This is a genomic window from Bacillus sp. FSL W7-1354 (assembly GCF_038002405.1).
GTDB classification, from domain to species: domain Bacteria; phylum Bacillota; class Bacilli; order Bacillales; family Bacillaceae; genus Bacillus; species Bacillus paralicheniformis.
Genome location: NZ_JBBOCL010000001.1, coordinates 1514677 through 1538222 on the forward strand (window position 1 = coordinate 1514677; position 23546 = coordinate 1538222).

31 protein-coding genes and 2 pseudogenes are annotated in these 23546 nt (G+C 46.9%); 10 read left to right on the forward strand and 23 right to left on the reverse strand.

Going from position 1 to position 23546, the window contains the following annotated elements; genetic code table 11:
- Nucleotides 1-12: 12 nt before the first annotated feature.
- The 14 genes from MKZ04_RS07765 to MKZ04_RS07830 form a co-directional block, all read right to left on the reverse strand.
- Nucleotides 13-438 (reverse strand): stage V sporulation protein AB, encoded by a 426-nt coding sequence (locus MKZ04_RS07765; RefSeq protein WP_025811211.1) that lies wholly within the window; start codon nucleotides 436-438, stop codon nucleotides 13-15.
- A complete protein-coding gene (locus MKZ04_RS07770) occupies nucleotides 428-1048 on the reverse strand; it encodes a stage V sporulation protein AA (protein WP_020452030.1) in 621 nt (206 codons plus the stop codon). The genes MKZ04_RS07765 and MKZ04_RS07770 overlap by 11 nt, the downstream gene beginning before the upstream one ends.
- 152 nt (nucleotides 1049-1200) lie before the next feature.
- The gene (gene sigF, locus MKZ04_RS07775; protein WP_020452031.1) at nucleotides 1201-1968 is read right to left on the reverse strand and encodes an RNA polymerase sporulation sigma factor SigF; all 768 of its coding nucleotides are present in this window, start codon (nucleotides 1966-1968) and stop codon (nucleotides 1201-1203) included.
- Between the two features lie 12 nt (nucleotides 1969-1980).
- Nucleotides 1981-2421, reverse strand: a complete 441-nt coding sequence (gene spoIIAB / locus MKZ04_RS07780) for an anti-sigma F factor (protein WP_020452032.1) — start codon at nucleotides 2419-2421, stop codon at nucleotides 1981-1983.
- Nucleotides 2418-2771, reverse strand: a complete 354-nt coding sequence (spoIIAA, locus tag MKZ04_RS07785) for an anti-sigma F factor antagonist (RefSeq protein WP_020452033.1) — start codon at nucleotides 2769-2771, stop codon at nucleotides 2418-2420. Before spoIIAA ends, spoIIAB begins: the two co-directional genes overlap by 4 nt.
- 93 nt (nucleotides 2772-2864) lie before the next feature.
- Nucleotides 2865-4037 carry a D-alanyl-D-alanine carboxypeptidase family protein gene (locus tag MKZ04_RS07790; RefSeq protein WP_020452034.1) on the reverse strand — a complete coding sequence of 391 codons (1173 nt, stop codon included), beginning with the start codon at nucleotides 4035-4037 and terminating at the stop codon, nucleotides 2865-2867.
- Nucleotides 4038-4194: 157 nt separating this feature from the next.
- Entirely contained in the window at nucleotides 4195-5001 is an 807-nt protein-coding gene (locus MKZ04_RS07795; RefSeq protein ID WP_341047098.1) for a purine-nucleoside phosphorylase, read from the reverse strand.
- A gap of 20 nt (nucleotides 5002-5021) precedes the next feature.
- A complete protein-coding gene (deoB, locus tag MKZ04_RS07800) occupies nucleotides 5022-6206 on the reverse strand; it encodes a phosphopentomutase (protein WP_020452036.1) in 1185 nt (394 codons plus the stop codon).
- Nucleotides 6207-6399: 193 nt separating this feature from the next.
- Complete coding sequence (gene xerD, locus MKZ04_RS07805) at nucleotides 6400-7290, reverse strand: site-specific tyrosine recombinase XerD (protein ID WP_023855928.1); 891 nt, start codon at nucleotides 7288-7290, stop codon at nucleotides 6400-6402.
- Between the two features lie 6 nt (nucleotides 7291-7296).
- Nucleotides 7297-7521, reverse strand: coding sequence for a YqzK family protein (locus tag MKZ04_RS07810; RefSeq protein ID WP_023855929.1), 225 nt, complete (start codon nucleotides 7519-7521; stop codon nucleotides 7297-7299).
- A 120-nt stretch (nucleotides 7522-7641) separates the two neighbouring features.
- Nucleotides 7642-8091, reverse strand: a complete 450-nt coding sequence (gene fur, locus MKZ04_RS07815) for a ferric iron uptake transcriptional regulator (protein WP_003183178.1) — start codon at nucleotides 8089-8091, stop codon at nucleotides 7642-7644.
- 118 nt (nucleotides 8092-8209) lie between these two features.
- Complete coding sequence (gene spoIIM / locus MKZ04_RS07820; protein ID WP_026579353.1) at nucleotides 8210-8866, reverse strand: stage II sporulation protein M; 657 nt, start codon at nucleotides 8864-8866, stop codon at nucleotides 8210-8212.
- Nucleotides 8867-8978: 112 nt separating this feature from the next.
- The gene (locus tag MKZ04_RS07825; protein WP_095291550.1) at nucleotides 8979-10325 is read right to left on the reverse strand and encodes a PTS sugar transporter subunit IIC; all 1347 of its coding nucleotides are present in this window, start codon (nucleotides 10323-10325) and stop codon (nucleotides 8979-8981) included.
- A gap of 18 nt (nucleotides 10326-10343) precedes the next feature.
- A complete protein-coding gene (locus MKZ04_RS07830) occupies nucleotides 10344-10643 on the reverse strand; it encodes a PTS sugar transporter subunit IIB (protein ID WP_003183185.1) in 300 nt (99 codons plus the stop codon).
- Between the two features lie 265 nt (nucleotides 10644-10908).
- Here MKZ04_RS07830 and MKZ04_RS07835 point away from each other — a divergent pair, with 265 nt between their 5' ends.
- The 3 genes from MKZ04_RS07835 to MKZ04_RS07845 all read left to right on the forward strand — a co-directional run bounded on the left by MKZ04_RS07835 (nucleotide 10909) and on the right by MKZ04_RS07845 (nucleotide 13638).
- Entirely contained in the window at nucleotides 10909-12384 is a 1476-nt protein-coding gene (locus MKZ04_RS07835) for an NCS1 family nucleobase:cation symporter-1 (protein WP_025811208.1), read from the forward strand.
- 126 nt (nucleotides 12385-12510) lie between these two features.
- Nucleotides 12511-13053: a GNAT family N-acetyltransferase gene (locus tag MKZ04_RS07840; protein ID WP_328038282.1), complete on the forward strand. Its 543-nt coding sequence runs from the start codon at nucleotides 12511-12513 to the stop codon at nucleotides 13051-13053.
- A gap of 24 nt (nucleotides 13054-13077) precedes the next feature.
- Nucleotides 13078-13638 carry a GNAT family N-acetyltransferase gene (locus tag MKZ04_RS07845; protein WP_039072810.1) on the forward strand — a complete coding sequence of 187 codons (561 nt, stop codon included), beginning with the start codon at nucleotides 13078-13080 and terminating at the stop codon, nucleotides 13636-13638.
- Between the two features lie 272 nt (nucleotides 13639-13910).
- Here MKZ04_RS07845 and MKZ04_RS07850 read toward each other — a convergent pair whose 3' ends face one another.
- The 3 genes from MKZ04_RS07850 to MKZ04_RS07860 are packed head-to-tail and all read right to left on the reverse strand — an operon-like array spanning nucleotide 13911 to nucleotide 16101.
- Nucleotides 13911-14363, reverse strand: coding sequence for a GNAT family N-acetyltransferase (locus tag MKZ04_RS07850; protein ID WP_023855935.1), 453 nt, complete (start codon nucleotides 14361-14363; stop codon nucleotides 13911-13913).
- Between the two features lie 20 nt (nucleotides 14364-14383).
- Nucleotides 14384-15547, reverse strand: a complete 1164-nt coding sequence (locus MKZ04_RS07855) for a TIGR00375 family protein (protein ID WP_095291545.1) — start codon at nucleotides 15545-15547, stop codon at nucleotides 14384-14386.
- A complete protein-coding gene (locus tag MKZ04_RS07860) occupies nucleotides 15544-16101 on the reverse strand; it encodes an NUDIX hydrolase (protein WP_026579348.1) in 558 nt (185 codons plus the stop codon). The genes MKZ04_RS07855 and MKZ04_RS07860 overlap by 4 nt, the downstream gene beginning before the upstream one ends.
- Nucleotides 16102-16177: 76 nt before the next feature.
- Between MKZ04_RS07860 and mciZ the strand changes: the two are divergent.
- The 4 genes and pseudogenes from mciZ to MKZ04_RS07880 form a co-directional block, all read left to right on the forward strand.
- A pseudogene (gene mciZ / locus MKZ04_RS07865) lies at nucleotides 16178-16294 on the forward strand (Z-ring formation inhibitor MciZ); the annotation flags it as partial.
- Between the two features lie 100 nt (nucleotides 16295-16394).
- Nucleotides 16395-17000, forward strand: a complete 606-nt coding sequence (locus tag MKZ04_RS07870; protein WP_195258090.1) for a TetR/AcrR family transcriptional regulator — start codon at nucleotides 16395-16397, stop codon at nucleotides 16998-17000.
- A 5-nt stretch (nucleotides 17001-17005) separates the two neighbouring features.
- A pseudogene (locus MKZ04_RS07875) lies at nucleotides 17006-17352 on the forward strand (DoxX family protein).
- A gap of 73 nt (nucleotides 17353-17425) precedes the next feature.
- Nucleotides 17426-18346 (forward strand): aldo/keto reductase, encoded by a 921-nt coding sequence (locus MKZ04_RS07880; protein WP_039072813.1) that lies wholly within the window; start codon nucleotides 17426-17428, stop codon nucleotides 18344-18346.
- 41 nt (nucleotides 18347-18387) lie between these two features.
- On the opposite strand, the gene MKZ04_RS07885 is transcribed toward MKZ04_RS07880, so the two are convergent.
- The gene (locus tag MKZ04_RS07885; RefSeq protein WP_023855942.1) at nucleotides 18388-18621 is read right to left on the reverse strand and encodes a YqkE family protein; all 234 of its coding nucleotides are present in this window, start codon (nucleotides 18619-18621) and stop codon (nucleotides 18388-18390) included.
- A gap of 156 nt (nucleotides 18622-18777) precedes the next feature.
- On the opposite strand from MKZ04_RS07885, the gene MKZ04_RS07890 reads away from it, so the two are divergent.
- Nucleotides 18778-19707 carry an alpha/beta hydrolase gene (locus MKZ04_RS07890; RefSeq protein ID WP_023855943.1) on the forward strand — a complete coding sequence of 310 codons (930 nt, stop codon included), beginning with the start codon at nucleotides 18778-18780 and terminating at the stop codon, nucleotides 19705-19707.
- A gap of 22 nt (nucleotides 19708-19729) precedes the next feature.
- On the opposite strand, the gene MKZ04_RS07895 is transcribed toward MKZ04_RS07890, so the two are convergent.
- Both MKZ04_RS07895 and MKZ04_RS07900 read right to left on the reverse strand, forming a co-directional pair.
- Entirely contained in the window at nucleotides 19730-19969 is a 240-nt protein-coding gene (locus MKZ04_RS07895; protein WP_003183211.1) for a YqkC family protein, read from the reverse strand.
- A 13-nt stretch (nucleotides 19970-19982) separates the two neighbouring features.
- Nucleotides 19983-20306, reverse strand: coding sequence for an iron-sulfur cluster biosynthesis family protein (locus MKZ04_RS07900; protein WP_020452052.1), 324 nt, complete (start codon nucleotides 20304-20306; stop codon nucleotides 19983-19985).
- 109 nt (nucleotides 20307-20415) lie between these two features.
- Between MKZ04_RS07900 and MKZ04_RS07905 the strand changes: the two genes are divergently transcribed.
- Nucleotides 20416-20613 (forward strand): CDGSH iron-sulfur domain-containing protein, encoded by a 198-nt coding sequence (locus MKZ04_RS07905; RefSeq protein ID WP_043054379.1) that lies wholly within the window; start codon nucleotides 20416-20418, stop codon nucleotides 20611-20613.
- 14 nt (nucleotides 20614-20627) lie between these two features.
- Here the strand turns inward: MKZ04_RS07905 and MKZ04_RS07910 are convergent, their stop codons facing one another.
- Both MKZ04_RS07910 and MKZ04_RS07915 read right to left on the reverse strand, forming a co-directional pair.
- Nucleotides 20628-21599: a bifunctional GNAT family N-acetyltransferase/GrpB family protein gene (locus MKZ04_RS07910; protein WP_341045644.1), complete on the reverse strand. Its 972-nt coding sequence runs from the start codon at nucleotides 21597-21599 to the stop codon at nucleotides 20628-20630.
- The gene (locus tag MKZ04_RS07915) at nucleotides 21596-21970 is read right to left on the reverse strand and encodes an antibiotic biosynthesis monooxygenase family protein (protein WP_341045647.1); all 375 of its coding nucleotides are present in this window, start codon (nucleotides 21968-21970) and stop codon (nucleotides 21596-21598) included. The genes MKZ04_RS07910 and MKZ04_RS07915 overlap by 4 nt, the downstream gene beginning before the upstream one ends.
- Nucleotides 21971-22527: 557 nt before the next feature.
- Between MKZ04_RS07915 and MKZ04_RS07920 the strand changes: the two genes are divergently transcribed.
- The gene (locus tag MKZ04_RS07920; RefSeq protein WP_023855948.1) at nucleotides 22528-23154 is read left to right on the forward strand and encodes an esterase/lipase family protein; all 627 of its coding nucleotides are present in this window, start codon (nucleotides 22528-22530) and stop codon (nucleotides 23152-23154) included.
- Nucleotides 23155-23303: 149 nt separating this feature from the next.
- Here MKZ04_RS07920 and MKZ04_RS07925 read toward each other — a convergent pair whose 3' ends face one another.
- Entirely contained in the window at nucleotides 23304-23516 is a 213-nt protein-coding gene (locus tag MKZ04_RS07925; RefSeq protein WP_023855949.1) for a hypothetical protein, read from the reverse strand.
- Nucleotides 23517-23546: the final 30 nt, after the last annotated feature.

Sequence of the window (23546 nt, forward strand, 5' to 3'; positions counted from 1 at the left end):
ATATTCCTCCTTTTATGACAAATGAACAAAAATGAGCCATTGAAACATCGAGCCAAGGATCTTCCCGAACACAATGGCCATTAAAAGAATCAAAATCCTGTCCCCCATACCGATGCGTTTCGCCAGTATCGGAAGCACGTTCAACACTTCTGTCAGCGCCGCTGCAAGCATTCCGATGAAAACGCCCGCAAAAAGGCCGATCGGAACAAGCAGCCATTTGGATAAAAAAAAGCGGGACATGTTCAGCGATTCCCATCCTCCGAACACCGCGCCCAGAATGACAGCCCATTCATACGCCTGGATAAACCCTTGCGTTTTCGTCAGCTGAGTCAGTCTCGGTATAATGCCAAGCACGGTAAGAAAAGCGACAAATCCAGATCCAACCGCAATCCCTCCTGCGAGTCCGAGAAAGATGATAAAGATCACGCTAATGATCATGAATATCCTTTGTCGTTTCTTTGTTTTCGTGCAATGCCACATAATGGTCCAAATCAAGCTGATATTTAAACATCTCGACCTCCAGAGGGCTCGGCTCCTCGTTAAACCGTTTTTTAAATAAATGATTAAAAAACAAAATCATGCCGAGACCGAGACCGATGCTGTACGGAATCTGCAAAAGGTATGGATAGCGGTTCTCCTTGCCCGTCACCATTTCGTAAAGCAAGATGTGTACGTCCCTCATGCTGACATCTTCATGAAAGTTCATGACAGCAAGGCCGGCACCGACGAACAGGAGCAGCCAGACGCCGACGAACAGTACGGGAGACAGCCCCCTTTTCGGATATTGGATCTCCACGATTGTTTCGGAACCGCCGACGGTTTGGACGTCAAGGTCAGGAAACGATTTATGTACAGCTTCGATCACCTTCATCACGTCCAACACCACCATGCTTTGATCCGCTTTGCTGACCTGATAAATAGGCAGCCGTTCAAGCTTTTCTTTGTATCGGCGGTCGCCCGCTACCTGTGCGATATGGCCGAGCAGAATCAATTCATCGGGATCGGCCTCAAGCCGGTGGCGGAGTCTGATAAAAACTTGACGTTCCATCTGGGTCACTTCCTATATGATGGTTATAGTTGTAGTATGAAGTACATCCCATTTATCATTCAGCAAGCGGCAAAAGACCATAAATTACCACAAAAAAACCGGAACACTCTTTTTTGGAGCGTTCCGGTTTTTCATTAGACATCCGAGCAGCCTCAGCTTTCAAATTGATCCATCTGGTTTTTGATTTGCTTTAAAATCTTTTTTTCAAGCCTCGACACTTGCACCTGGGATATGCCGAGGCGGTCGGCAACTTCAGATTGCGTCTTGTCTTTGTAATACCTTAAATAAACAATCAGCTTTTCCCGTTCATCCAAATCCTTGATGGCTTCCTTCAAAGCGATTTTATCGAACCACTTCTCTTCCGACTGATCGGCGATTTGATCCAGAAGTGTAATCGGGTCTCCGTCGTTTTCGTAAACCGTTTCATGAATGGATGAGGGAGAGCGGACCGCTTCCTGAGCCATCACGACTTCTTCCGAACTGATTTCGAGATAATCGGCGATTTCCTGAACGGTCGGAATCCGTCCGTTTGACTTGGAAAGCTCGTCTTTTGCCCGCCGGATTTTGTTGCCGAGTTCTTTCAGCGAGCGGCTCACTTTGACGGTTCCGTCATCTCTGATAAACCGCTGAATCTCGCCAATAATCATCGGGACGGCGTAGGTGGAAAACCGAACGTCATAGGAAAGATCGAATTTGTCCACCGACTTCAAGAGGCCGATGCAGCCGATTTGAAAGAGGTCATCAGGCTCATAGCCTCTGTTCAAAAAACGCTGAACGACAGACCAAACAAGACGCATGTTTTTTTCTATGAGGAGGTCCCTTGCTTTTTGATCGCCGTTCTGGCTGTTTTTAATCAGTTCTTTCACTTCATGGTCTTTAAGCTGAGTGTTCTGGTTTTCTTTTTTAACCTCCACATCCATAACAAATCTCCCTTAATTGCAAAGCGCTTTGCTTTTTGATAAGTGCTTTGTTAAGTGTATTGTGGTTCCCATCTCAGGTGAGGAGTCGATCGAGATATCATCCATGAAATTTTCCATGATCGTAAAGCCCATTCCCGACCGCTCGAGTTCAGGCTTTGTCGTGAACAGGGGCTGGCGCGCTTCCTCAAGATCAGGGATGCCGACTCCTTCGTCACGAATCGTTAAGTAGACGATATGATCATGAAGGGTGACGGAAATGTATACGTCTCCCTGCCCTGAGTTTTCATAACCGTGTATGATCGCGTTTGTGACCGCTTCGGATACGACCGTTTTAATTTCGGTCAGTTCATCCATCGTCGGGTCGAGCTGAGCGATAAAAGCAGCGACTGTCACCCGTGCAAACGATTCGTTTTGGCTGAGTGCCGTGAACTGGATATTCATTTCATTTTTCATGACGCCACCCCCAACGTTTCAAGTGCACGCTGCTCTGATTGCTCAAGGCGAATGATTTTAAACAGCCCGGACATATCAAATAAACGTTTGACAGCAGGAGAAATGGCGCAGACGATCATTTCTCCGCCGAGCTGTTTAATCTCCTTATATCTGCCGAGCACGACGCCAAGTCCTGAACTGTCCATAAACGAAAGGTCTGCAAGATTCATGACAATATGGCGAATGCCGGATTGTTCCAGATGGTCACTGACTTGTTTTCTCAAGGTTTCTGCTGTATGGTGATCGAGTTCACCTGTCAACCGAATGCATAGTACGGATTCTTTGACGTGAATATCGATTCCGAGGCTCATCCTCATTCCTCCTTGGTTTAAATCGGATAATGAGTGTTTCGCTTCAGACTTTATAAATTCCTTCACCGTGACAAAACTAGTGACCGTTCGGCATTATTCACTCCACTTCGTCCAGTGGGTCATCGTCCGCTTGAACATCGTCCACATCCCTGCTTTATCCATGTCTTTTTCCGCGACAAGAGGGCTTTCAGCGAGAACCTTTCCGTCCTTTTTCAATACGAGCGTCCCAAGCTCTGTGCCTTTTTTGACAGGGGCCTGGATATCTTCCTTCTGTTTGATTTCTTTTTTAACAGCTTCGATATTTTCGCCTTTTTTCGTCAAAAGGGAAATCGGTTCCGATGTGACAAGGTTTATTTTTTGCTCATGGCCTTTATTGACCTTCAAATCGGAAATGATTTCATTGCGTTTATACATCGGATGCGTTTCATATTGGCTGAATGCAAAATCAAGCATTTTTGTGATTTGGGCATTTCGTTCTTTTGGCGTACTGGCACCAAAAACGACAGCGATGACGCGCATGTTTCCTTTTTTCGCTGAAGCTGTCAGGCAGTACTTTGCTTCATTTGTAAAGCCGGTCTTGACTCCGTCAACGCCGGGATAAAATTTGATGAGGCGGTTTGTGTTGACGAGCCAGAATTTTTTATCACTGTTTTCTCTCAGATAGTCTTCATATGTTCCCGTAAATTTCGTGATGTTTTCATATTTTAAAAGCTCTTTCGCCATGAGTGCCATGTCATAGGCTGTGCTGTAATGGCCTTCTTCAGGCAGACCTGTCGTATTTTGAAAAGATGTATCCTTGAGGCCGAGCTCAGCGGCTTTTTCATTCATTCTTTTGACAAATTCCTCTTCAGATCCGGCAATATGCTCTGCCATTGCCACAGAGGCATCATTACCCGATCCGATGGCGATCCCTTTCAGCATATCTTCAACCGTCATTTCTTCGCCGGGCTCAAGGAAAATTTGCGATCCCCCCATTGAAGCGGCATACTCGCTTGTTCTGACTTTGTCTTTCATTTTGATCTTGCCTTCATCAAGAGCTTCCATGATCAACAGCATGGTCATCACTTTTGTCATGCTGGCCGGGGGAAGCTTTTCACGGCTGTTCTTGTCATACATCACCTTACCGGTATCCCGCTCGATTAAAACGGCAGATTTTGCGTCATCAGCAAGCTCCGACGGTTTCTTTTCGCTCTCTTTTGCAAACGCCGGCGGCGCAGTCATCAGGATTATCGTAAAAATCAGCAATTTGGATAAATGACGTTTCATCACCCAGACCTCCATTTCGTAATCCTCTCTATTTTTTCCAATCCAGTTGGATTTATACGGATTGATTGGAAAAAATTTCTCATCAGGCAAAAAGAAAGAGCCAATGCAGGTTCTTATTTGAACTTGCATTGGCTCACATTTCAACTTCGCGGCGGTTTTAGCCAATTTTGGCGACGGCCGCTTTAACAAACCGCAAAAAGTCGGCTTTTACTTTTTCGGTGACTTCGATCACTTCGTCATGGGAGAGCGGCTGATCGAGGATTCCGGCTGCCGCGTTTGATATACACGAAATGCCGAGCACGCGAAGGCCCGCATGTTTTGCCACGATGACTTCCGGAACCGTCGACATGCCGACAGCATCCGATCCGATCGTTCTGAGGAAGCGCACTTCGGCAGGCGTTTCGTATGTAGGTCCTGTGACGGCTGTGTAAACCCCTTCTTGTACACTGATGTTCAATTCTTCGGCTGTTTTTTTCGCCAAGAGGCGCAGTTCCTTATCATATGCGGATGACATGTCAGGGAATCTGACACCCAGCGAGAAATCGTTCGGCCCGATCAGCGGATTCGTTCCCATATAATTGATATGATCGGATATGATCATCAAATCGCCGGGACGGAACGATTCATTGACGCCGCCTGCGGCATTGGTCACAATTAAAGTCTCGATCCCGAGTTCTTTCATGACACGTACCGGGAAGGTTACCTTGTCCATTGAATATCCTTCGTAAAAATGAAAACGCCCTTGCATCGCGACGACTTGCACATTTTCAAGTCTGCCGATGACAAGCTGTCCGGCATGCCCTTCAACAGTGGAAACAGGAAAATCCGGGATGTCTTCATATTTAATGCGAACGGCGTCTTTTATCTCATCAGCAAGCACGCCAAGGCCCGATCCCAAAATCAGGCCGACCGCCGGTTTGATTTCTGTTTTGCTTTTAATATAGTCTGCGGCATTTGCAATCATCTGTTTCACGTCGTTTCCTCCTATTTCAGCAGGGATAAAAAGCTTTTTCCGTACTTTGGCATATTCGTTTTAAAGTTGTCGGCAATCGTCGCGCCGATGTCCGCGAATGTATCTGCGAGCGGAAGCGCACCGGGCTTTTCGTGCTTTTTGCTGTATACAAGAAGCGGCACGTACTCCCTTGTATGGTCTGTGCCATGGTGAACCGGATCATTGCCGTGGTCGGCGGTAATGATGAGCAGATCGTCTTCACGCATCTTTTCAAATACTTCAGGAAGGCGCGCGTCGAATTCCTCGAGCGCTTTTCCGTATCCTTCAGGATCGCGGCGGTGCCCGAACAGCGCGTCAAAGTCCACGAGGTTTACAAAGCTGATTCCTGTAAAATCTTTGTCAAGCGTTTGCACCAGCTTGTCCATCCCGTCCATATTCGATTTCGTTCTAAGCGATTCCGTAATGCCCTCGCCGTCGTAGATATCGGAGATTTTGCCGATCGCAATCACATCATAGCTGTCATCTTTCAATTCATTCATTACGGTTCTGTCAAACGGCTTCAGTGCATAATCATGCCGGTTCGGCGTCCGTTTAAATTCGCCCGGCTTGCCGACAAACGGCCTCGCAATGACGCGTCCGACCATATATTTCTCGTCAAGCGTAAGCTCGCGCGCGATCTCGCAGATTTTGTACAATTCCTCGAGAGGTACGACTTCTTCGTGTGCGGCAATCTGCAGAACGGAGTCCGCTGAGGTGTAGACGATCAGCGCGCCGGTTTCCATATGCTCCGCACCGAGCTCATCCAAAATCGCAGTGCCTGATGCAGGTTTGTTTCCAATCACTTTTCTTCCGGACTTCTGTTCAAGTTCATGGATCAATTCGTCCGGAAAACCTTCGGGAAACACCTGGAAAGGTTTGTCTATGTAAAGTCCCATTATCTCCCAATGACCAGTCATCGTATCTTTTCCGTTTGAAGCTTCTTTCATTTTGCCGTAATAGGCAAGCGGCTCTTCTGCCTTTTCGACACCTTTGATTTCTCGGATGTTGCTGAGTCCGAGCTTCGACATGTTCGGCAGGCGGATGCCTCCCATGTGTTCAGCAATATGGCCCAATGTATCTGCGCCTTTGTCATTAAATTGATCGGCATCAGGCGCCTCGCCGATTCCAACGGAATCCATCACAATTAAAAATACGCGGTTGTAATCAAATGCAGGCATTTGTCGGCCTCCTTTTTTTCTTTCTGTCAGCTGTAGGCTGTCACGCTTGGCATAAAAAAACCAAAATACCGCTATTAGCCAAGTATAAACCGTTTACACAACAGTTGACAATACGAACGGGAATAGTGAGAAACTTCCCGCAATTTGCTGCTCACTCAACATGAAAAACCGTGCTTTCGCCTGTTCTTTTAGGCTATGCACGGGGATGGTATTGCTTATATACGTCTTTCAGCCTTGTTTTCGTCACATGTGTATAAATTTGCGTCGTCGAAATGTCGGCGTGTCCGAGCATTTCCTGAACGGCCCGGAGATCGGCTCCGTTTTCGAGCAGGTGTGTGGCGAATGAGTGCCTCAGTGTATGCGGCGTCAGCTCTTTATTAATTCCCGCTTCCAAGGCGATTTTCTTTAAATTTTTCCAAAACCCCTGCCGGCTCATCTGTCTGCCGTGGTGATTCAGAAACAGGGCGTCTTCGGAATTTTTTTTCAAAAGCTTTCCCCTCGCTTTTGACAGATATTCGCCGACTGCATGTGACGCCGCTTCGCCGAGCGGAACGATCCGCTCCTTTCTTCCTTTCCCGAAGCAGCGGATAAAGCCCATCGATAAATGGACATCGGACAGCTTTAATGCGATCATCTCGCTGACGCGGATTCCTGTCGCATACAGTAATTCCAGCATCGCTTTATCGCGGTAGCCGAACGGCCCCGTCAGCTTCGGCGTATCGAGAAGCGTTTCGACTTCCTGTAATGACAGCACCTTCGGGAGCGTCCGTTCCGTTTTTTGTGACTCAATATGGACGGACGGGTCCTGGGCCGTTACTTTTTCCCTCAGCAGAAACTGGTGAAAGCTGCGGATGGAAGCGAGATGCCTCGCAATCGTCTTACCGGATTTTCCGGCGTCTTTTAAATGCTTTAAAAACTGGATGATGGTAAGCCTTGTCACCTGGTCAAAAGAGCTCAGCTGCTCCTGTTCCTCTAAATAGGCGGCGTAGCTGTTCAAATCCCGTTCATAGCTCACAACCGTGTTGTGGGAAAGCCCCCGTTCAACAACGGCGTAGTGGATAAAGTCTTTAATATGAACTTTCACGCTATCCTACTCCCCGTTCAAATAAAAAAAGATTAACCGGTTAAACCAGCTGCCCTGCTCGTCCCCTTCCATCGAGGCAACCTTGAGGGCTGCTCCTTCAGGTTTATCATACCGATGATAGTTTTCATACTCTGAATTTATCCATATCATAGCATAATAAAACAAGACGGTAAAACCGGTAAACAGCACGAACACCTTGATCATATCGGCAGCCGTTTTCAGCATTTTCATACGGTTTCAGGTCCCTTCTTTTGATTCGATTACTAAAACTTATGCCAAATGAGACAAGTTTTATACGTCTGAATCAAAAAAGAACCCGCTCATGGCTGAAAGGGTTCTCTCCGGTTTAGACTATTCCGATTCCTTTTGCTGACAGTCATGACAGATGCCGTGGAACGTCAGCCTGTGGTCTTTTATTTTAAATTTCCAATCCTTTTCAATGATTTCTTCCACGTCTTCAAGCAAATCTTCTTCAATTTCAACAACCGAACCGCATTCCATGCAAACAAGGTGGTGATGGAAATGCGCGGCACCTTCTTTACGGAGGTCATATCTTGACACACCGTCGCCAAAATTGATTTTATCCACTACTTTTAATTCAGTTAACAGTTCAAGAGTCCGATATACTGTCGCAAGACCAATCTCAGGAGATTTCTCTTTTACGAGGAGGTATACATCTTCTGCGCTTAAATGGTCTTCCTCATTCTCAAGCAGCACCCTTACAGTAGCCTCGCGCTGAGGGGTGAGTTTATAGCTGGAAGAATGCAGTTGCTTTTTAATCCGATCAATACGTGTTTCCATTGACTTTCCCTCCTACGCCGCATTACCTAGCTTATTATAACAAAACAAGCGCAGGGAGCCAACTATAATCATTATAAATTGAGAAACAAAATGAATATTTTTTAATAATCATTATAAATTAATGCTGTTTCGGCAAGACGTACTCCGTCAGCTTTTCCATCAACACCGGTGAAAGATATGCTTCAAAGGAAGAGGATATAAGAGACATCGCGAGAATCAGGACGAGCACAAAAGCGTACCGGCCAAACCAATGGACAGGCGCTTCTGCAAGGCTGCGTTTGACAAAAAGCTGGCGGATGAGCCTCATCGAAAAGGCGATGGCGCAAGTCCCCATGATCAAGTAAGCCGGGATCAGCAGCATATTTTGCGGGAGCACGGAGACAAAAGACAGGAAAAAGCCGTTGATTCCCATTTGATTGACGAGAAAGCCGACTGTAAATCCGACGACGATCCCTTTTAAGAAGACCATGATAAAAATGACGGGCAAGCCGATGATGGAAATCCCGAGAATCCACATTAAGCCTAAATATTTCATATTATGAAGAAAGCTCTGCAAAAACATTTCCTTTGAGCTGGCTGCTTTTCCTTCTGAAAGCTGTCCAAAAAATCGATTCAAATAGTAGAACAAATCTTCTTTTTGACCGATCGTCATGCTGTTGACGATGACCGCGCCGAAAATCACACCCATTAAAAACAGTACTGAAACAAATAAATAGATTGACAGATGATCCTTCATATGTTGAAAGATGAGCTCTTTGATTGTGGGCTTCCGCATGTATCTTCCTCCCAGACGTGCTTTTGATTTTAATAGATTGTATGAGAGAAAAGAGAGCCGCATGACTTTTTTTGAAAAAAGACAGGCGCCCGTAAAAGGCGCCCTGATCACGTTATGATTCCTCCCTGTTTTCCGAAGAATGCTCCCTGTCCGTATTCACAGTCTTGTTGGCAGCCATTACAAACGGCAGATAAATCACTGTTGAAATGGCGAGGCAAAGAAAGCCGACCCCGAGCGCAAGCCAGTTTCCTCCTGTCCCGAGAAACGGAATCAACGGCCCGGGCGTTGTCCACGGAACAGCGTATGCGATCGGCGGAATCAGCTGAAACTTGATGAACAAGTAGCCGATGACAGTGTTGACTGCCGGAACGATGATAAAGGGAATCATGAAGATCGGATTGAGCACGACCGGAAGTCCGAAAATAACAGGTTCATTAATGTTAAATATCCCCGGCCCGATCGAAAGCTTACCGATGTCTTTATAATCCCGGCGCTTTGAAGCGATGAATATTGCGATCAAAAGCCCCAGCGTCATGCCCGATCCTCCGTAGTTTGCAAAGGCGTCATTCAGCGCCCATGTTTCAGGAAACGGAGCGTTCCAGGCAGAGCCTGTTTTGGCGGCAAAAGCGAGATTTTCAAGGTTTGCTTCGGCAAAGATCGTTTCTCTGATCGCCGCGATTGTATTCGGGCCGTGAATGCCGAACAGCCATAAAAAGTTGGCGACGATTCCAAGGAAAACAACAGTGAAAATATTCGTTCCCATCTCTCTCAACGGCGCCTGCAGCACGGTATACACCAATTCATGCAAACCGTTTTTCGACAGAGACAATAGCGCAAAGCTTAACATCGCAAAACCAATCGTAATGAAGATGATCGGAAACAGCACTTTAAATGTCCGGGCAACCGCAGGCGGCACCTGCGGAGGCATATGAATTTGCAGGCGCTTGGCATTTGAAAGCCTGCTGAACACTTCACCGACGAGGATCCCGATGATTAAGGCAACGAACAGCCCTTGCGCACCGAGCCACTTCGTCGTTAAAAAGCTCTCGTTTTCGATCAGGCGGTACGGTGAATAAATGATAAAATAACAGGATACGGCCGTTAATCCGGCAAGCAGTTCATCCGCTTTCATTGAGATGGCTAAATTGCGTGCGACGAGAAACACAACAAATATGGACATAATATCGAGCGATCCCCGCAGTACGGGGGTAAAGACCGACTGATAATCAGCCAAGTTCGGAAATATCTTTTCAAGGAACAAAATTTTGGCGATAAACCCGTCCGGAGATAAAATAGCGAAATTCAATAAAATGATAATCGACCCTGCCATAATAATCGGAAATGATAGAATAAAAGCATCTCTGATCGCACATATATGGCGCTGTGAGTTCAGTTTTGTAGCAACGGGAACCAAAAACCGTTCCACGTTCCGCTCAAACTTCTCCATAAACCCGCTCATCCCTGTCTCCCCTCCTTTTTATTTCATCAGCTGCAGCGCTTTTTGCAACACAGCTTCGCCGTTCATGGTGCCGTAGTCGCGCATGTCGATCACCTGAACCGGCGTGTCTCCCGCGCTCGCCTCAACCTGTGACTTTTGGTACCTGACTTGCGGCCCCAGCAATACGACGTCCGCGCTTGACGCGGCAGTCCCGGCTTCGGATACAGGCAGTGCGATGATGTCGACCTCTTCGTTCAGCGCCTCGGCATGCTTTTTCATTCTGCTGACAAGCAGGCTCGTTGACATGCCGGCCGCGCAAACCAATAAAATTTTCTTCATTATTTGTTAACCCCCTTCAGTTTCACCTTTTTCCCCGCCGATCAGAAAACGCTTTCATTACAATGCGGAGTAATATTTCAACCTGGTCTTTTATCCTATGACCGAGATAGACAACTGTTTCATAAAAATCAATATTTTTATAACGGTTTCAAACGGCTCGTTTAGTCAACCTCAACAAACGCCTTGAAACATTTGTTTAGTTTATCTAATGAATTTTTCAGAATAATAAGTTATATTTTTCCTTAAAAATAAGCGGAGGGATTATATGAAATCTGTCCAATATGAAAAAGTTCAATCAGACCGTACACTCTCAAACAGCGACCTGCAGCCTCTAAAGCCTGAGGAACGCACATGGAAAGCGGTCAATTTCGCATCGATCTGGATGGGCTGCATCCATAACATCCCGACTTACGCAACGGTTGGCGGACTGATAGCGATCGGGCTTTCTCCGTGGCAGGTGCTTGGGATTATCGCTGTCGCTTCGGTCGTGCTCTATGCAGCCCTCGCATTGAATGGACATGCCGGCACAAAATATGGCGTGCCTTTTCCCGTGTTAATCAGGGCTTCTTTCGGGATATACGGGGCTAATATTCCGGCGCTTCTCAGAGGTTTTGTGGCGATTATGTGGTTCGGCATTCAAGCGTTTGCGGGAAGCATGGCGCTTAACATCCTGATCTTAAATGTGTGGAGCGGCTGGAAAGACATCGGCGGCGATTGGAACTTGTTTGGATTGCATTTATCAGGGCTTTTGTCATTTGCTTTCTTTTGGGGAATTCATCTGCTTGTCCTTCACCACGGAATGGAGTCGATCAGAAAGTTTGAAGTCTGGGCCGGCCCGCTCGTTTATCTCGTCTTTGGCGGAATGGTGTGGTGGGCAGTCGATATTGCGGGAGGACTCGGTCCGATTTATTCGCAGCCGGGAAAATTTCAGTCATTCGGCGAATTGATTTGGCCGTTTCTTGCCGGTGTGACGGGAATTATCGGCATATGGGCGACACTCATTTTGAACATTCCCGATTTTACGAGGTTTGCAGCCTCTCAAAAAGAACAAATCAGAGGGCAGTTTTACGGTTTGCCGGGCACATTCGTTCTGTTTGCATTTGCAAGCATTACCGTCACCTCCGGCTCACAGGCTGCCTTCGGGGAGCCGATTTGGGATGTTGTCGATATTCTCGCCCATTTTGACAACCCGTATGTGATCGCGCTTTCGGTCATTACGCTTTGCATCGCCGCCATTTCGGTAAACGTTGCAGCGAATATTGTCTCGCCGGCCTATGACCTGGCCAATTTTTTGCCGAAATATATCGATTTTAAGCGAGGCAGCTATTTGACAGCTGTTTTGGCCCTGTTCACTTTCCCATGGAAGCTGATGGAGAATGAAGCGAGCGTGTTTTCGTTTCTCGGCACAATCGGCGGAATATTGGGGCCGGTCGCAGGCGTTATGCTTGCCGATTATTTTATCATCCGGAAGCGCACGCTTCACATCGAAGATCTCTACTCTCTAACCGGGAGGTATACGTACTATAAAGGCTACAATTACCGCGCATTTGCCGCAGTTGGACTCGGAGCGTTTATGTCTTTGATCGGGACATACTTGCCGGCCCTGAAACCCCTCTATGATATTTCATGGTTTTCAGGCGTGCTGCTCGCATTTGCCGCATACATCTTTTTGATGCGCATCCATCCCCCCGGCGTCCTTAGAGATAAAACCGCTGACTACGCTGCCGAAAGCAATGTATAAGCACGGGCTCAAGGTCCGCGAAAACGCTATTCGCGGTCCATTTTTTGTTATATTCAGTCATTTTAAACAAATTCGAGCTAAGGAATGTGATAGACTAATGGATATAAAAAATGATTGGAGTATCACATGAACAAACGCTTTGATGGTAAAGGGCTGAGCTACATCGTCAGGCAAGCTGTCCAACAAGATGCAAAGGAATTATCTGCTGTAAGGGTACAGATCGATGGAGAAACCGAATATTTGGACAGGGAAAAGGGTGAAGGTTTTATTGATGAAACGGGTTTTAGAGAGCTGATCAAAAGAGACAGCGAACATGACCGATGCTTGTTTTTAGTGGCGGTCGCTCGAAACAGGATCGTCGGCTTTTCAAGATGTGCCGGACAGGATTTAAAACGCTTCTCTCATCAAATCGAGTTTGGCGTATGCGTAATGAAAGAATTTTGGGGATACGGCATTGGAAAACGCCTTTTAAACGAATCGATTGTTTGGGCTGATGCCGCAGGCATTCAAAAAATGACCCTGCGCGTGTCGGAAACAAATGAGAGGGCTTCTGCCCTGTATCAAAAGCATGGCTTTAAAATAGAAGGGATTTTAAAAAAAGACAAGCGGCTTTCTGACGGAACATATAACAACACGATTGTGATGGGAAGATGGCACAATCAAAAATAGAAAGAATATCTGGAGGGAACCTGGATGAATCCGATACTGCTCGATTTTCCGGACAGTTTTGAAACCCCGCGCCTTTTTGTCAGAGCGCCAAGGGCAGGCGACGGCGCGGCCGTCCATGACGCCATTCGAAAATCGTTGCCTGAGCTCAAGCCGTGGATGCCGTTTGCAAGGGAAATGCCCGAGGAAGAACATGTAGAAATCAACGTCAGGCAGGCACAGGCCGATTTTATTTTGCGCAACGATTTACGGATGCATATTTTCCATAAAGAAACGGGAAAGTTCGTCGGCAGCACAGGCCTTCACCGCATGAACTGGCAAGCGAAACGGTTTGAAATCGGCTATTGGCGCAGTTCTGAATTTGCCGGACAGGGGTACATGACCGAAGCACTTAACGGACTGATTGATTTCGCGAGGGGACACATCAAAGCCAAGCGGCTTGAGATATGCTGTGACAGCATGAACACGAAAAGCAGAAAAATGGCGGAGCGCCTCGGCTTTCAGCTGGAAGCCGTTTTACAAAGCGATGACCTTTCGAATGATTTAAGCGAACATCGGGACACATGCATGTATTCGCGCATCTTCTAAAAAAAGAACCCTTATGATCTTCATGAAGCAAATCATAAGGGTTCTTTCGTTTATGTTTCATATGCAGCTTTGCAAGCTCTTCCCGCCTGCTTTTCGTTTTTCTGACGTGCGTGCTGAATTCAGGCGCCTTGCCTCTTGATACGGCGGCATCTCTGCCTGTGTTTCTCAACATGTGCTCACGCTTTTTCCTTGCCTTGCTTTTGGCCATGTTCCCCACTCTCCTGTCAAATTTTTATCTTATTATTATAGAAAGGCGGGGTTCTGAACGCAAGTCATACGGTTTCTGCCGTTTTGATCATATCCACATGCGGAATGCCGTCCTCCATATAGACGTCTGATATTGCTTTAAATCCGAAGGAGCCGTAAAAGGAACGCAAATGATTCTGGGCGCTGATCTTGACCCTTTTCTCCCCCCGCTCGTCTTCCAAAAAGCGGAGCGCTTGATCAAGAAGCGTCTGCGCATATCCCTTTCCCCTGTCCTCTTTACGGACGATCACCCGGCCGATTGATGCCTCCGGGTAAGCCGTACCGCTCGGGAACAGCCTGCAATACGCAGCGATCTCTCCTTCTTGGCTTAGAAATAAATGGTGTGCCCGCTCATCTAAGTGATCAAGCTCATGATACGGACAGTTTTGTTCAACGATAAAGACGTCTATTCTAAGCTTGATGATGCGGTACAACTCTTCCTTCGACAATTCCTCATACGATTTTAGTTTCCACTCCATCCCTTTTTCCAAAGCCCCCTTCAGCTCTGCACTTTTCCATAGGTTCCGCCGCCTCCGGCTTTCAGCTCTAAATCCCCGTTCCTTGCTTTGATCACGAGATCAGCCGTCTGCGGACGAATGGTTTCTTTTAGTTCGCCTTCTTTTACCCGGTGAAGGATATTCATCTCAGTGCCGAAAGCATCTTTCAGCTTCTGAATCGTTTTCGGACCGATGCCGGGGATCAGCTGCAGCGGAACCTGGTGAACGTACGGCGGGCGCTTGACCGGGCTTTTATCCTGATCGTAAAGCTCCATTAGACGTGTGCTGACGCCTTTTGTAAACTTTCGGCTTCCGCACGCTTTACACACCGTTTCACCTGCCTCCTGCAAATTGCCGCATGTTTCACAAGCGGTTTGAAAATATTTGCCCAACTGCGGATTCATTCCGTAATTGGCGGCAATGCAGCGCCCTTCTTGTCCTCTTAAAGCAAGTGAAAACTCTTGAAAGCTGGCATGTTTAATGTGTAGCTTATTATACTCCCTGCCGATTTTCCCAAGAGAATGGGCGTCCGAATTGGTCAAAAATGCATAGGGATTCAGTTCGGATACGTGTGAAGCCATATCGGTGTCGCTGCTCAGCCCGAGTTCAACCGCATCAATCATCTTCGGGTCAAGCACCTCTTGTAGCGAAAATTTGACTCCTTTGCCATACAGGCTCTTATGCGGCGTAAAAATGTGCGCGGGAATGAACAAGCCGCCGAGCTCTTTCACCTTCCGCTGAAGGCCGATGCCTGTCTCATAGATGCGCTGGGAGCTCAGATGGATATTCGTCACCCTTTCCGAGAGCCAGGCGGAAAACTGCTTCATTGCGGAGATCGACGGCATAAATGCCAGCACATGAATCGGGCCCCGGCATCTGTCATCATTGATTTCCAATTCAGAACCGCACAGAAGCACGGTATCTTTATATTTGATTCCGCCGTCTGCAAGCTCTGTATAACGGCCTGAAGACACCCCTTTTTCAATTTCCGCCAGCACCTCCGGTGAATGACAATCTATAATGCCGATCAGTTCCATTCCTTTATGCTCGCTTGCTTCAATCAAAATTTCGTCGAGCGTAAGCGTTCTGGCAGCCGTTATCTTAACGGGCCGGCCTGATTCCGTCCGCCCGATATGGATATGCATGTCTGCGAATATTTCTTTCATTTTTTTGCTTGCAGGGCCTTTCTCAGCTCCAGATACTGCACGGCATAAGCCGTTTTCGCATCATAGATGTCCTGAGTTTCCATCAGTTTCAGCGCACCTGTAAGCGGCACCTCCATTACTTCTACAAATTCGTCTTCATCAAGTTCGCGCTTTTCTTCAAGCGGTGTCAGCTCTTCGGCAAGATACAGGTGCACCAATTCGTCCGCAAAGCCCGGCGATGTGTAAAAAGCGGTGATTTTCTCCAGCTTTGCCGCCGTGTATCCCGTCTCTTCCTCAAGCTCCCGCAGCGCGGTATATTCAGGTTTCTCTCCTTTTTCAAGCTTGCCTGCCGGTATTTCAACGATCGTCCGTTCAAGCGCTTTTCTGTACTGCTTCACCAAAATGATGTTTCCTTTATCAGTCAAAGCAAGCACCGCAACAGCGCCCGGATGCTTCACGATTTCGCGCTTTCCCGTTTTACCATTCGGCAGTTCGACGTCTTCAAGATAAAGATCGATCACCTTGCCCGAAAAAAGTTTTTCTTTAGATATGGTTTTCTCCTCTAAATGCTTCAGTTTGATCATCTCCTAAGTTCTGCTCTGGCTTTTGATCCCATACATTTTATCATACACCATGGAAGGGGGACGCGCCATGAAGGTCTACCGGCTGAACAACCGCATCGTCATGTCGGGGAAAGCATGGGAAATCCGCGCCAAGCTGAAGGAATACGGACGAATGTATCACTATGTGAAAGACTGGCTTTCTGAAAAAGAAAATCGCATGATTTTGATTGACATCAAGAAGGATCGCATGAAATAATACTTTTCAGTAACATTACTTGAAAGTATTATTTTGGAGGCGGATGGATGTGGGAAATGAAAAAGGACGCAAAGGTAAAGAAAGCCGGAAGCGGCTGCTTACAGTTGCTGCAAACGAATTTGCAAACCGGGGATTCCATGAGACGAAAGTAAGTACGATTGTCAAAAGAGCGGGGCTGACTCAGCCGTCTTTCTACTTATACTTTCCAAGCAAAGACGCCATCTATAACGAGCTGATCAATGGCTTTCACGCGAACTTAAAAAATCTGATCGAATCGTTTCGTTTAGAAGAAGGAATCGAGAAAAAACACGTATCAAAACGGGTAACGGCTGCTGTAGAGGCTGTATTTCGTTTTTTGGCAGAGGACCCGGATTTGACCCGCATCGGTTTTTTTCTCAGCCCGGAAGCATATGAAATGAAAAAAGATTTAACACTGGCCTTGAAAGAAAACTTGAAAGCAGAGCAGGAGCTTGGCTACTTCCGGTCCGGCCTGGAAATGGAGACCGTTGCCGAATGCCTGACAGGCATGATTGAGCACCTTGCCGATATCTATTTGCTTGACGGATCAAAAGACTCCTCAAGTCTCGCAAAACAAATCACGGATCTTTTGATCCACGGGATGCTCGTTAATCCGCAACATCCAGAAACGGAGTGAACATGGTGGCATTTATTTTCGTAAAAGCAGGATTGGCGGCATTTATGCTGATCGGAGGCGTAATCAAGGCGATGCACGTTCCTTTTCAAGTGGAACATTGGCGCCATTATCAATACCCGCTGTGGTTTCTTTCAGTAACAGGATTTCTTGAAATCGCCGGAGCGCTCGGCATGATCGCCGGGATTTGGAATGTGCATCTGGCTGTCGGCTCGGGGCTGTTGTTCTCCCTGCTTATGACAGGCGCCATTCATGCCCACCTATTCCGGGCGCGGCAGCTTTTTTTACGGCCATCCCTGCCGCGGTTTGTTTGATTTGCGCCCTAAGCGTGATCATCTTCGAGCTGTACTTCTGATTCCGATGCCGATGGGTTGAAAACTTCGCTCCTTTGTATTACGTTCAAAGTAAGAAAAAAAGGAGTGAAGCTTATGAAAAAAAGGACGCTCGGACATTCCGATTTACAGGTGAGTGAAGTCGGCCTCGGCTGCATGTCTCTCGGAACAGACAAAAAGCACGCACTGTCAATTTTGGATGAAGCTTTGGCGTTTGGCATCAATTATTTGGATACTGCCGACTTGTACGATTTTGGACGCAACGAAGAGATTGTCGGTGAAGCAATCAAATCAAGGCGCCAAGACGTGATCCTTGCGACAAAAGCAGGAAACCGCTGGGAGGAAGGAAAACCGGGCTGGTTCTGGGATCCCCGGAAAGCGTACATAAAAGAAGCCGTCAAGCACAGCTTAAAGCGGCTGCAAACCGACTACATCGATCTTTATCAGCTGCACGGCGGCACGATTGAAGACAATATCGACGAAACGATCGAAGCTTTTGAAGAATTAAAACAGGAAGGCGTCATCCGCCATTACGGCATTTCTTCAATTCGGCCGAACGTCATTAAGGAATACATCAAAAAATCAAACATCGTCACGGTCATGATGCAATACAGCTTGTTGGACAGACGGCCTGAGGAATGGCTTTCTCTCCTTGAAGAACATGGAATCAGCGTGATTGCAAGAGGACCTTTGGCAAAAGGGATTCTGACAGAAAAACCTCTGTCAGATGCAAACGCCGCGATCAAGAAAAACGGCTATTTATCGTATTCCTACGATGAACTCGTTAAAACAAAAGCGGACATTGAAAAAACGGCGCCTGATTTATCCGCGACCGAAACCGCGATGAAGTATATTCTCGCCCAGCCGGCTGTCGGAGCGGTCATCCCCGGAGCGAGCAAAATCTCCCAGCTTCGGGAAAACGTTGAATCTGTCGGCGGACGCGGTCTGACAGAACAGGAAATCAAAGCACTCCGCTTTTATACAAAACGCGGCGTGTACACTGCACATCGCGAATAAAGCAATAAGAAAGCCCCGTCTCTTGATCAGACAGGGCTTTCTTACTTATACTTCTTCCAGTCGTCAATTCCGCTTTCGTTGAGGAGCTCTTCAAAACTTTTATTTTTTTCCCTTTCCTGTCTTTCCTTGATGAGCCGTTCTTTCTCACGCTCTTTTCTTTTTTCGTCCTCCTCTTTCAATTCGCTCTTCATTTGCTGAAGTTTATCTTTCAAATCGTCGGCGAGCGCATCTTTCAGCAGCTGCCGGGCATTTGGGTCTTGTTTTTTCTTTCCCATATCCTGTCCTCCGTTCTCCCTGTTTGTGATGATAGTTTATCAGGAATCTAAAAGTTCAGGCAAGCCGTCACTCGGAGAGCCGTCTCTCTCAGCAAATGCCAATCGTTGTGTGGTATGATAAAGTGAGAAGCATTTAAGAAAGGAAGAATACATCAGATGTTGATTTGGCTGGCTGCTATCGGGGCGGTTTTGCTGTTTATTGCCGCGCTCGGAATCTATTTTACGAATCAAATCATGTACATTAAAAAACGGACAGACGAATACATTATCGAGCGGGAAACGGCTGACGGCCATTATGACGAAAAAGCTTTTGCCGCTCTCCCGAAAGAAGAAATCAACCTCCCTTCTTCTTACGGCTACAATATTAAAGGATACTACGTCCATCCGCACAAAACGAAAAACACCGTGATTATCTGCCACGGGGTGACGATGAATCTGTTGAATTCGATCAAATATATGAATCTGTTTCTTGATCTCGGCTGGAACGCCGTCATATATGACCACCGGAGGCACGGCACAAGCGGCGGAAAAACAACGAGCTACGGATATTATGAAAAAAACGATTTGAAAACGGTTGTCCATTGGCTTCGGGAAAAACACGGCGAACACGCGCTGATCGGCATTCACGGCGAATCGATGGGCGCTGTCACGACGCTTCTTTACGCGGGAATGGACGATGCCGACGCTGATTTTTACGTGGCCGACTGTCCGTTTGCCACATTTGAGGATCAGCTCGTTTACCGGCTGAAAGAAGATTTTCATCTTCCGGGAGCTTTCATTTTGCCGCTTGCCAGCCTCTTTTTGAGATGGCGGGACGGCTACCGCATCGGTGATGTCTCCCCTTTATCCGTCGTCGGGAAGATCAAAAAACCGGTGCTGTTCATTCACAGCAAACAAGACGACTATATCCCGCCTGAATCGAGCGAAATGCTTTACGAGAAGAAGCCGGGGGAGAAAAGGCTTTATATCGCTGAAAAAGGTGCGCACGCGATGAGCTATACCCAAAACAGAACCAGCTACAAAAACACGGTGCGGGACTTTCTTCAAGAGATCACAAATCGGCGTAAAGAAGGCGAACGAGCATAAGTCTCGTCCGCCTTCTTTTGTGCTACAAAATATCCGTAATGTCGCTCATATGATCGCCGATCCAAGAGATGGCCGTCTCAATTGTATCGAATTCCTTTGTTTCAAAAGTCATTTCATCCTGAAGAAGCCAGACATCCTTTTTGACGGACTCTGTCCCTCCGATTGACCAATGAAGGAGTGTATACGGATGATTTTGATGTAAAAAGGACGCCCATGTTTTATTTTGAGCGGTTTGTTTTAAAGATTTTACCTTTTGATTCAAATCGAACGCCACCCTATTTCACTAAAATACTCATTCTGGGAGAAAGCACCTGTGCCGGACTTTTCAGCATCAAGGCACCCGCTTTCTCATAATAGTCGATGGTCATCGCTTCATCAAAAAAGACTTTTTGCGATGACTGAATATAAATCGGAAGCCCGTTTGTCTCAAGAGGCTCGCAACTTCCCGATAATTCGTCCGTCAGCCACAGAACCGGCACGCCGCTGACCGCGCATCCGCAGCCCTCGGAATCATAGCGAAGCTGGATCTTTTTATCAGGATAAGGCTCTGTTGCCCGTTGAATGGCTTGTTTTGCCTGTGCAGTGATTTCAAGCTGCATGATATCATCCTTCTCTTTTTCGTTTACGGACATTGTACCACAGGAGCGGGAAAAAGCGCATCGTTTCCGACTGTCAGGCATAAATATGAAGGGATTCGGAGGTGGAATGATGCCCAAAAAAGTGCAGATTAAAGTGATGGACAACGGCGGTTTCCGGGTCACGGGAGACGTCGAATTGATCGATATGGAAGGAAACCCGTTCCCTGAAAAACCCGCTTTTTCGCTCTGCAGATGCGGAAAATCGCTGAAAATGCCTTACTGTGACGGAAGCCACAAAGGAACGTTTGACTCTTGTGTCAGAGCCTGAAACAGGAGGGGGCTTTACCTGTCCTCCCCTCCCTTTTCCCATTGTTCAGCCAAGCGCTCAGTCTCTTTTATCCAGCCGTTTTTGCCGTCAACATAGCCCGCCATGTCAAGCGGAAACATCTCCGCCAGCTTCATCTTCAGAGCAGCATATTCTTCGGCCCGCTCCGGATGCGAGATTAAATAATCCCGAAACGCGAGATGCCGCCTGATATCGGGATGCCCGCTTTCATACAGATGGACATGGTGTGTACGCTTCCGTCCTCCTTTTTGAAAGAACCTTCTCCCCGGAATTCCGTTTTCCCCCTTCGATTCATAGCCGAGCATTTTCATCCCCTTTTCGAAGCGGGCGGCGGAGCCGAGATCGTTTACTTCGATCAGGATGTCAATGACAGGCTTGGCGCTCATCCCCGGAATTGACGTGCTTCCAATGTGGTGAATATGCAAGACTTCATTCTGGAAAAGCGCTTCAAGCTGCTTTTTTTCTTTGAAAAATTCGCCCTCCCACTCCTCTTGATAGGAGACGACTTTCACCTTTCTCGGCGCATTCAGCGTCAGTCTTGAAAGAACAATTCCTTTTTCAGGTTCATACTGCTCAATCTCGGAAAATCCCAATTTCTGATATAGCGCTTTTGCCGGTTCATTCTCCGCTCCCGTCGTCACTTCAAACGCTTCGGCTTCCTTCTCCATCAATAGATAACGAAGCAATGCCATCGCAATTCCTTTTCGAAAATGGACGGGATGAACGGCCAGCCTGCAGATCGTCAGCTTTTCGGCTGTATGTATAAAGGAAGCGATTCCGGCTAATTCTTCTCCCTCAAACCAGCCGATGAAAGTATCACGGGAATCCATCACATCAAAAGCTGTTTCATTCAGCTGCGGAATGCCCTGAAATTGAATAATCTCCGCTTCTCTTTCATAAGCCGGCCTTTGAACATTTACAATGCAGCGGGCCGTGTGCGGGTCTTTATGATTTAACAATTGAATCATTGCATTTCCTCCCCGCCGGTGCCATCTGACGGGGGCCGGCCGGGCCGCTCCGAAATCCTTGCGGCTTCAACTTTTGCAACCCGCACGGCAAAGTCAGAATACCATTTTGTTCGGCCTTTTTCCTTCGCCTGCCGGTGTTCGCTGTGAAACTTCCATTTTTCAATCGCCTCAAGGCTTTCCCAATAGGAAACCGTTATTCCTTTTCCGTTCATGTCCCTTGCGCTTTCTGCTCCTAAAAAGCCTGGCTGTGCTGCGGCAAGCTTTAGCATGTTCGCAGCCGTCTCTTTGTAGCCATGATCCCCGTTCGTTCTGACCGATGTGAAAATCACTGCGTAATACGGCGGCTCCGGCGTTATTGAAATCATGTTCATCCCCCTTTGGTAAACAGGACTTGATCCTGATCCGGTCTGTCATCATTCGAAACGTCTTTTTTTTTACGAAAATCCCGTTTTCCGCTGATAAGCAATCAACACTTTGTTGATATGCAGCGGACCGCTTTGCAGTCGGAAAAACACTGCACATGAGAGCACAGGCACATTGTTTTCAGTGCCCATGTTTTCATCAAAATCTAACCTCTCCTTTCAACATTGTACCTGACCATCGGCACAAATGTTCTGCAACTAAGCAATGGATATGCTTCCTTATTATACCGTTTCCTGCTCCCAATTTACCATTTAAATACGTCAGTAGATGAATGGGAGTAAATTCTTAGTTCTAATTCAACAGCACAAATCGATTTGCCATCTCCCTGAAAAGCTTCACTTACCTTGCCCCATAGGATACCGGCGCGCCCAGCGGCAAAAAATCGTTTCATATACTGCTCTTTTTTCGAGTGTAAAAAATAGATAAATTTACACTTCGTTTTCATATGTTCGTTTTATAGAATTGTCGTTGTTGTGAACTTATTACTTTTTTAGGAGGAGAAACAATGCGTCGCCATTCATTTTTATCTATTCTATTGATTTGCATGCTGTCTGTTGTGTCCGTATTTTCATGCCGGCCTTCAACAGCTTCCGCCGCTTCCCACAATCCGGTCGTCATGGTTCACGGCATCGGCGGAGCCAATTATAACTTCATCGGCATTAAATCGTATTTACAATCTCAAGGCTGGACAAGCAGTGAGCTTTACGCCATCAACTTTATCGATAAAACAGGAAATAATAAAATCAATGCGCCGACATTATCCGAATACATCAAGCATGTGCTGAATCAAACAGGAGCATCAAAAGTCGATATTGTCGCCCACAGCATGGGCGGGGCCAATACGCTCTATTATATTAAAAATCTGGACGGAGCAGATAAAGTCGGACATGTCGTTACCCTTGGGGGTGCTAACCGGCTGGTTACAAACACGGCGCCTCAGGGAATCGCTCCGAATGACAAAATCTCATACACTTCGATTTACAGCACAAGCGACTATATCGTCTTAAACAGCCTCTCCAAACTTGGTGGTGCAAACAATGTGCAAATCTCAGGCGTAAGCCATGTCGGCCTTTTGTTCAGCAGCAAAGTGAATGCCTTGATTAAAGACGGTTTGACCGTCAACGGGAAGTAAAAGTGAAGGAACCTTGAAGAGCTAAATTTCTTCAAGGCTCCTCCTCATTTATCGGGACTGTCTTCCCGCCCGGCAAAAATAAAAAGGACTCTAAATAAACGCCATTTCCGATCGTTCATTCAGTGTCCGTCAACCCCGTCGATATATGATTATTCCACAATGATTTCAAAGACTCTTTGTTCGAGATTGTATTTAGCGTCTTGGAATGTAAATTTATAATCATCTGCGTCGGCATCAGGTGAAAGCCAAGCTCCGTATTTTCTGATCGTCTGGACGATGCTTTCGAGTTCAGCAGGAGTGAAGTCACCTATGTCTGTGCCTTCGGTTTCAGCGGTATGGCGTATTTTTACTGTAATCATCATCGCTTTATGGCTCCTTTCACTTGCTGTTTG

Excerpts from the sequence above, each read along its gene's own strand:
- MKZ04_RS07765 (WP_025811211.1), bottom strand. The coding sequence starts at position 438 with ATGATCATTAGCGTGATCTTTATCATCTTTCTCGGACTCGCAGGAGGG.
- MKZ04_RS07770 (WP_020452030.1), bottom strand. The coding sequence starts at position 1,048 with ATGGAACGTCAAGTTTTTATCAGACTCCGCCACCGGCTTGAGGCCGAT.
- sigF (WP_020452031.1), bottom strand. The coding sequence starts at position 1,968 with ATGGATGTGGAGGTTAAAAAAGAAAACCAGAACACTCAGCTTAAAGAC.
- spoIIAB (WP_020452032.1), bottom strand. The coding sequence starts at position 2,421 with ATGAAAAATGAAATGAATATCCAGTTCACGGCACTCAGCCAAAACGAA.
- spoIIAA (WP_020452033.1), bottom strand. The coding sequence starts at position 2,771 with ATGAGCCTCGGAATCGATATTCACGTCAAAGAATCCGTACTATGCATT.
- MKZ04_RS07790 (WP_020452034.1), bottom strand. The coding sequence starts at position 4,037 with ATGAAACGTCATTTATCCAAATTGCTGATTTTTACGATAATCCTGATG.
- MKZ04_RS07795 (WP_341047098.1), bottom strand. The coding sequence starts at position 5,001 with ATGATTGCAAATGCCGCAGACTATATTAAAAGCAAAACAGAAATCAAA.
- deoB (WP_020452036.1), bottom strand. The coding sequence starts at position 6,206 with ATGCCTGCATTTGATTACAACCGCGTATTTTTAATTGTGATGGATTCC.
- MKZ04_RS07810 (WP_023855929.1), bottom strand. The coding sequence starts at position 7,521 with ATGAAAATGCTGAAAACGGCTGCCGATATGATCAAGGTGTTCGTGCTG.
- fur (WP_003183178.1), bottom strand. The coding sequence starts at position 8,091 with ATGGAAACACGTATTGATCGGATTAAAAAGCAACTGCATTCTTCCAGC.
- spoIIM (WP_026579353.1), bottom strand. The coding sequence starts at position 8,866 with ATGCGGAAGCCCACAATCAAAGAGCTCATCTTTCAACATATGAAGGAT.
- MKZ04_RS07825 (WP_095291550.1), bottom strand. The coding sequence starts at position 10,325 with ATGAGCGGGTTTATGGAGAAGTTTGAGCGGAACGTGGAACGGTTTTTG.
- MKZ04_RS07830 (WP_003183185.1), bottom strand. The coding sequence starts at position 10,643 with ATGAAGAAAATTTTATTGGTTTGCGCGGCCGGCATGTCAACGAGCCTG.
- MKZ04_RS07835 (WP_025811208.1), top strand. The coding sequence starts at position 10,909 with ATGAAATCTGTCCAATATGAAAAAGTTCAATCAGACCGTACACTCTCA.
- MKZ04_RS07840 (WP_328038282.1), top strand. The coding sequence starts at position 12,511 with ATGAACAAACGCTTTGATGGTAAAGGGCTGAGCTACATCGTCAGGCAA.
- MKZ04_RS07845 (WP_039072810.1), top strand. The coding sequence starts at position 13,078 with ATGAATCCGATACTGCTCGATTTTCCGGACAGTTTTGAAACCCCGCGC.
- MKZ04_RS07850 (WP_023855935.1), bottom strand. The coding sequence starts at position 14,363 with ATGGAGTGGAAACTAAAATCGTATGAGGAATTGTCGAAGGAAGAGTTG.
- MKZ04_RS07855 (WP_095291545.1), bottom strand. The coding sequence starts at position 15,547 with ATGAAAGAAATATTCGCAGACATGCATATCCATATCGGGCGGACGGAA.
- MKZ04_RS07880 (WP_039072813.1), top strand. The coding sequence starts at position 17,426 with ATGAAAAAAAGGACGCTCGGACATTCCGATTTACAGGTGAGTGAAGTC.
- MKZ04_RS07885 (WP_023855942.1), bottom strand. The coding sequence starts at position 18,621 with ATGGGAAAGAAAAAACAAGACCCAAATGCCCGGCAGCTGCTGAAAGAT.
- MKZ04_RS07890 (WP_023855943.1), top strand. The coding sequence starts at position 18,778 with ATGTTGATTTGGCTGGCTGCTATCGGGGCGGTTTTGCTGTTTATTGCC.
- MKZ04_RS07900 (WP_020452052.1), bottom strand. The coding sequence starts at position 20,306 with ATGCAGCTTGAAATCACTGCACAGGCAAAACAAGCCATTCAACGGGCA.
- MKZ04_RS07905 (WP_043054379.1), top strand. The coding sequence starts at position 20,416 with ATGCCCAAAAAAGTGCAGATTAAAGTGATGGACAACGGCGGTTTCCGG.
- MKZ04_RS07910 (WP_341045644.1), bottom strand. The coding sequence starts at position 21,599 with ATGATTCAATTGTTAAATCATAAAGACCCGCACACGGCCCGCTGCATT.
- MKZ04_RS07915 (WP_341045647.1), bottom strand. The coding sequence starts at position 21,970 with ATGAACATGATTTCAATAACGCCGGAGCCGCCGTATTACGCAGTGATT.
- MKZ04_RS07920 (WP_023855948.1), top strand. The coding sequence starts at position 22,528 with ATGCGTCGCCATTCATTTTTATCTATTCTATTGATTTGCATGCTGTCT.
- MKZ04_RS07925 (WP_023855949.1), bottom strand. The coding sequence starts at position 23,516 with ATGATGATTACAGTAAAAATACGCCATACCGCTGAAACCGAAGGCACA.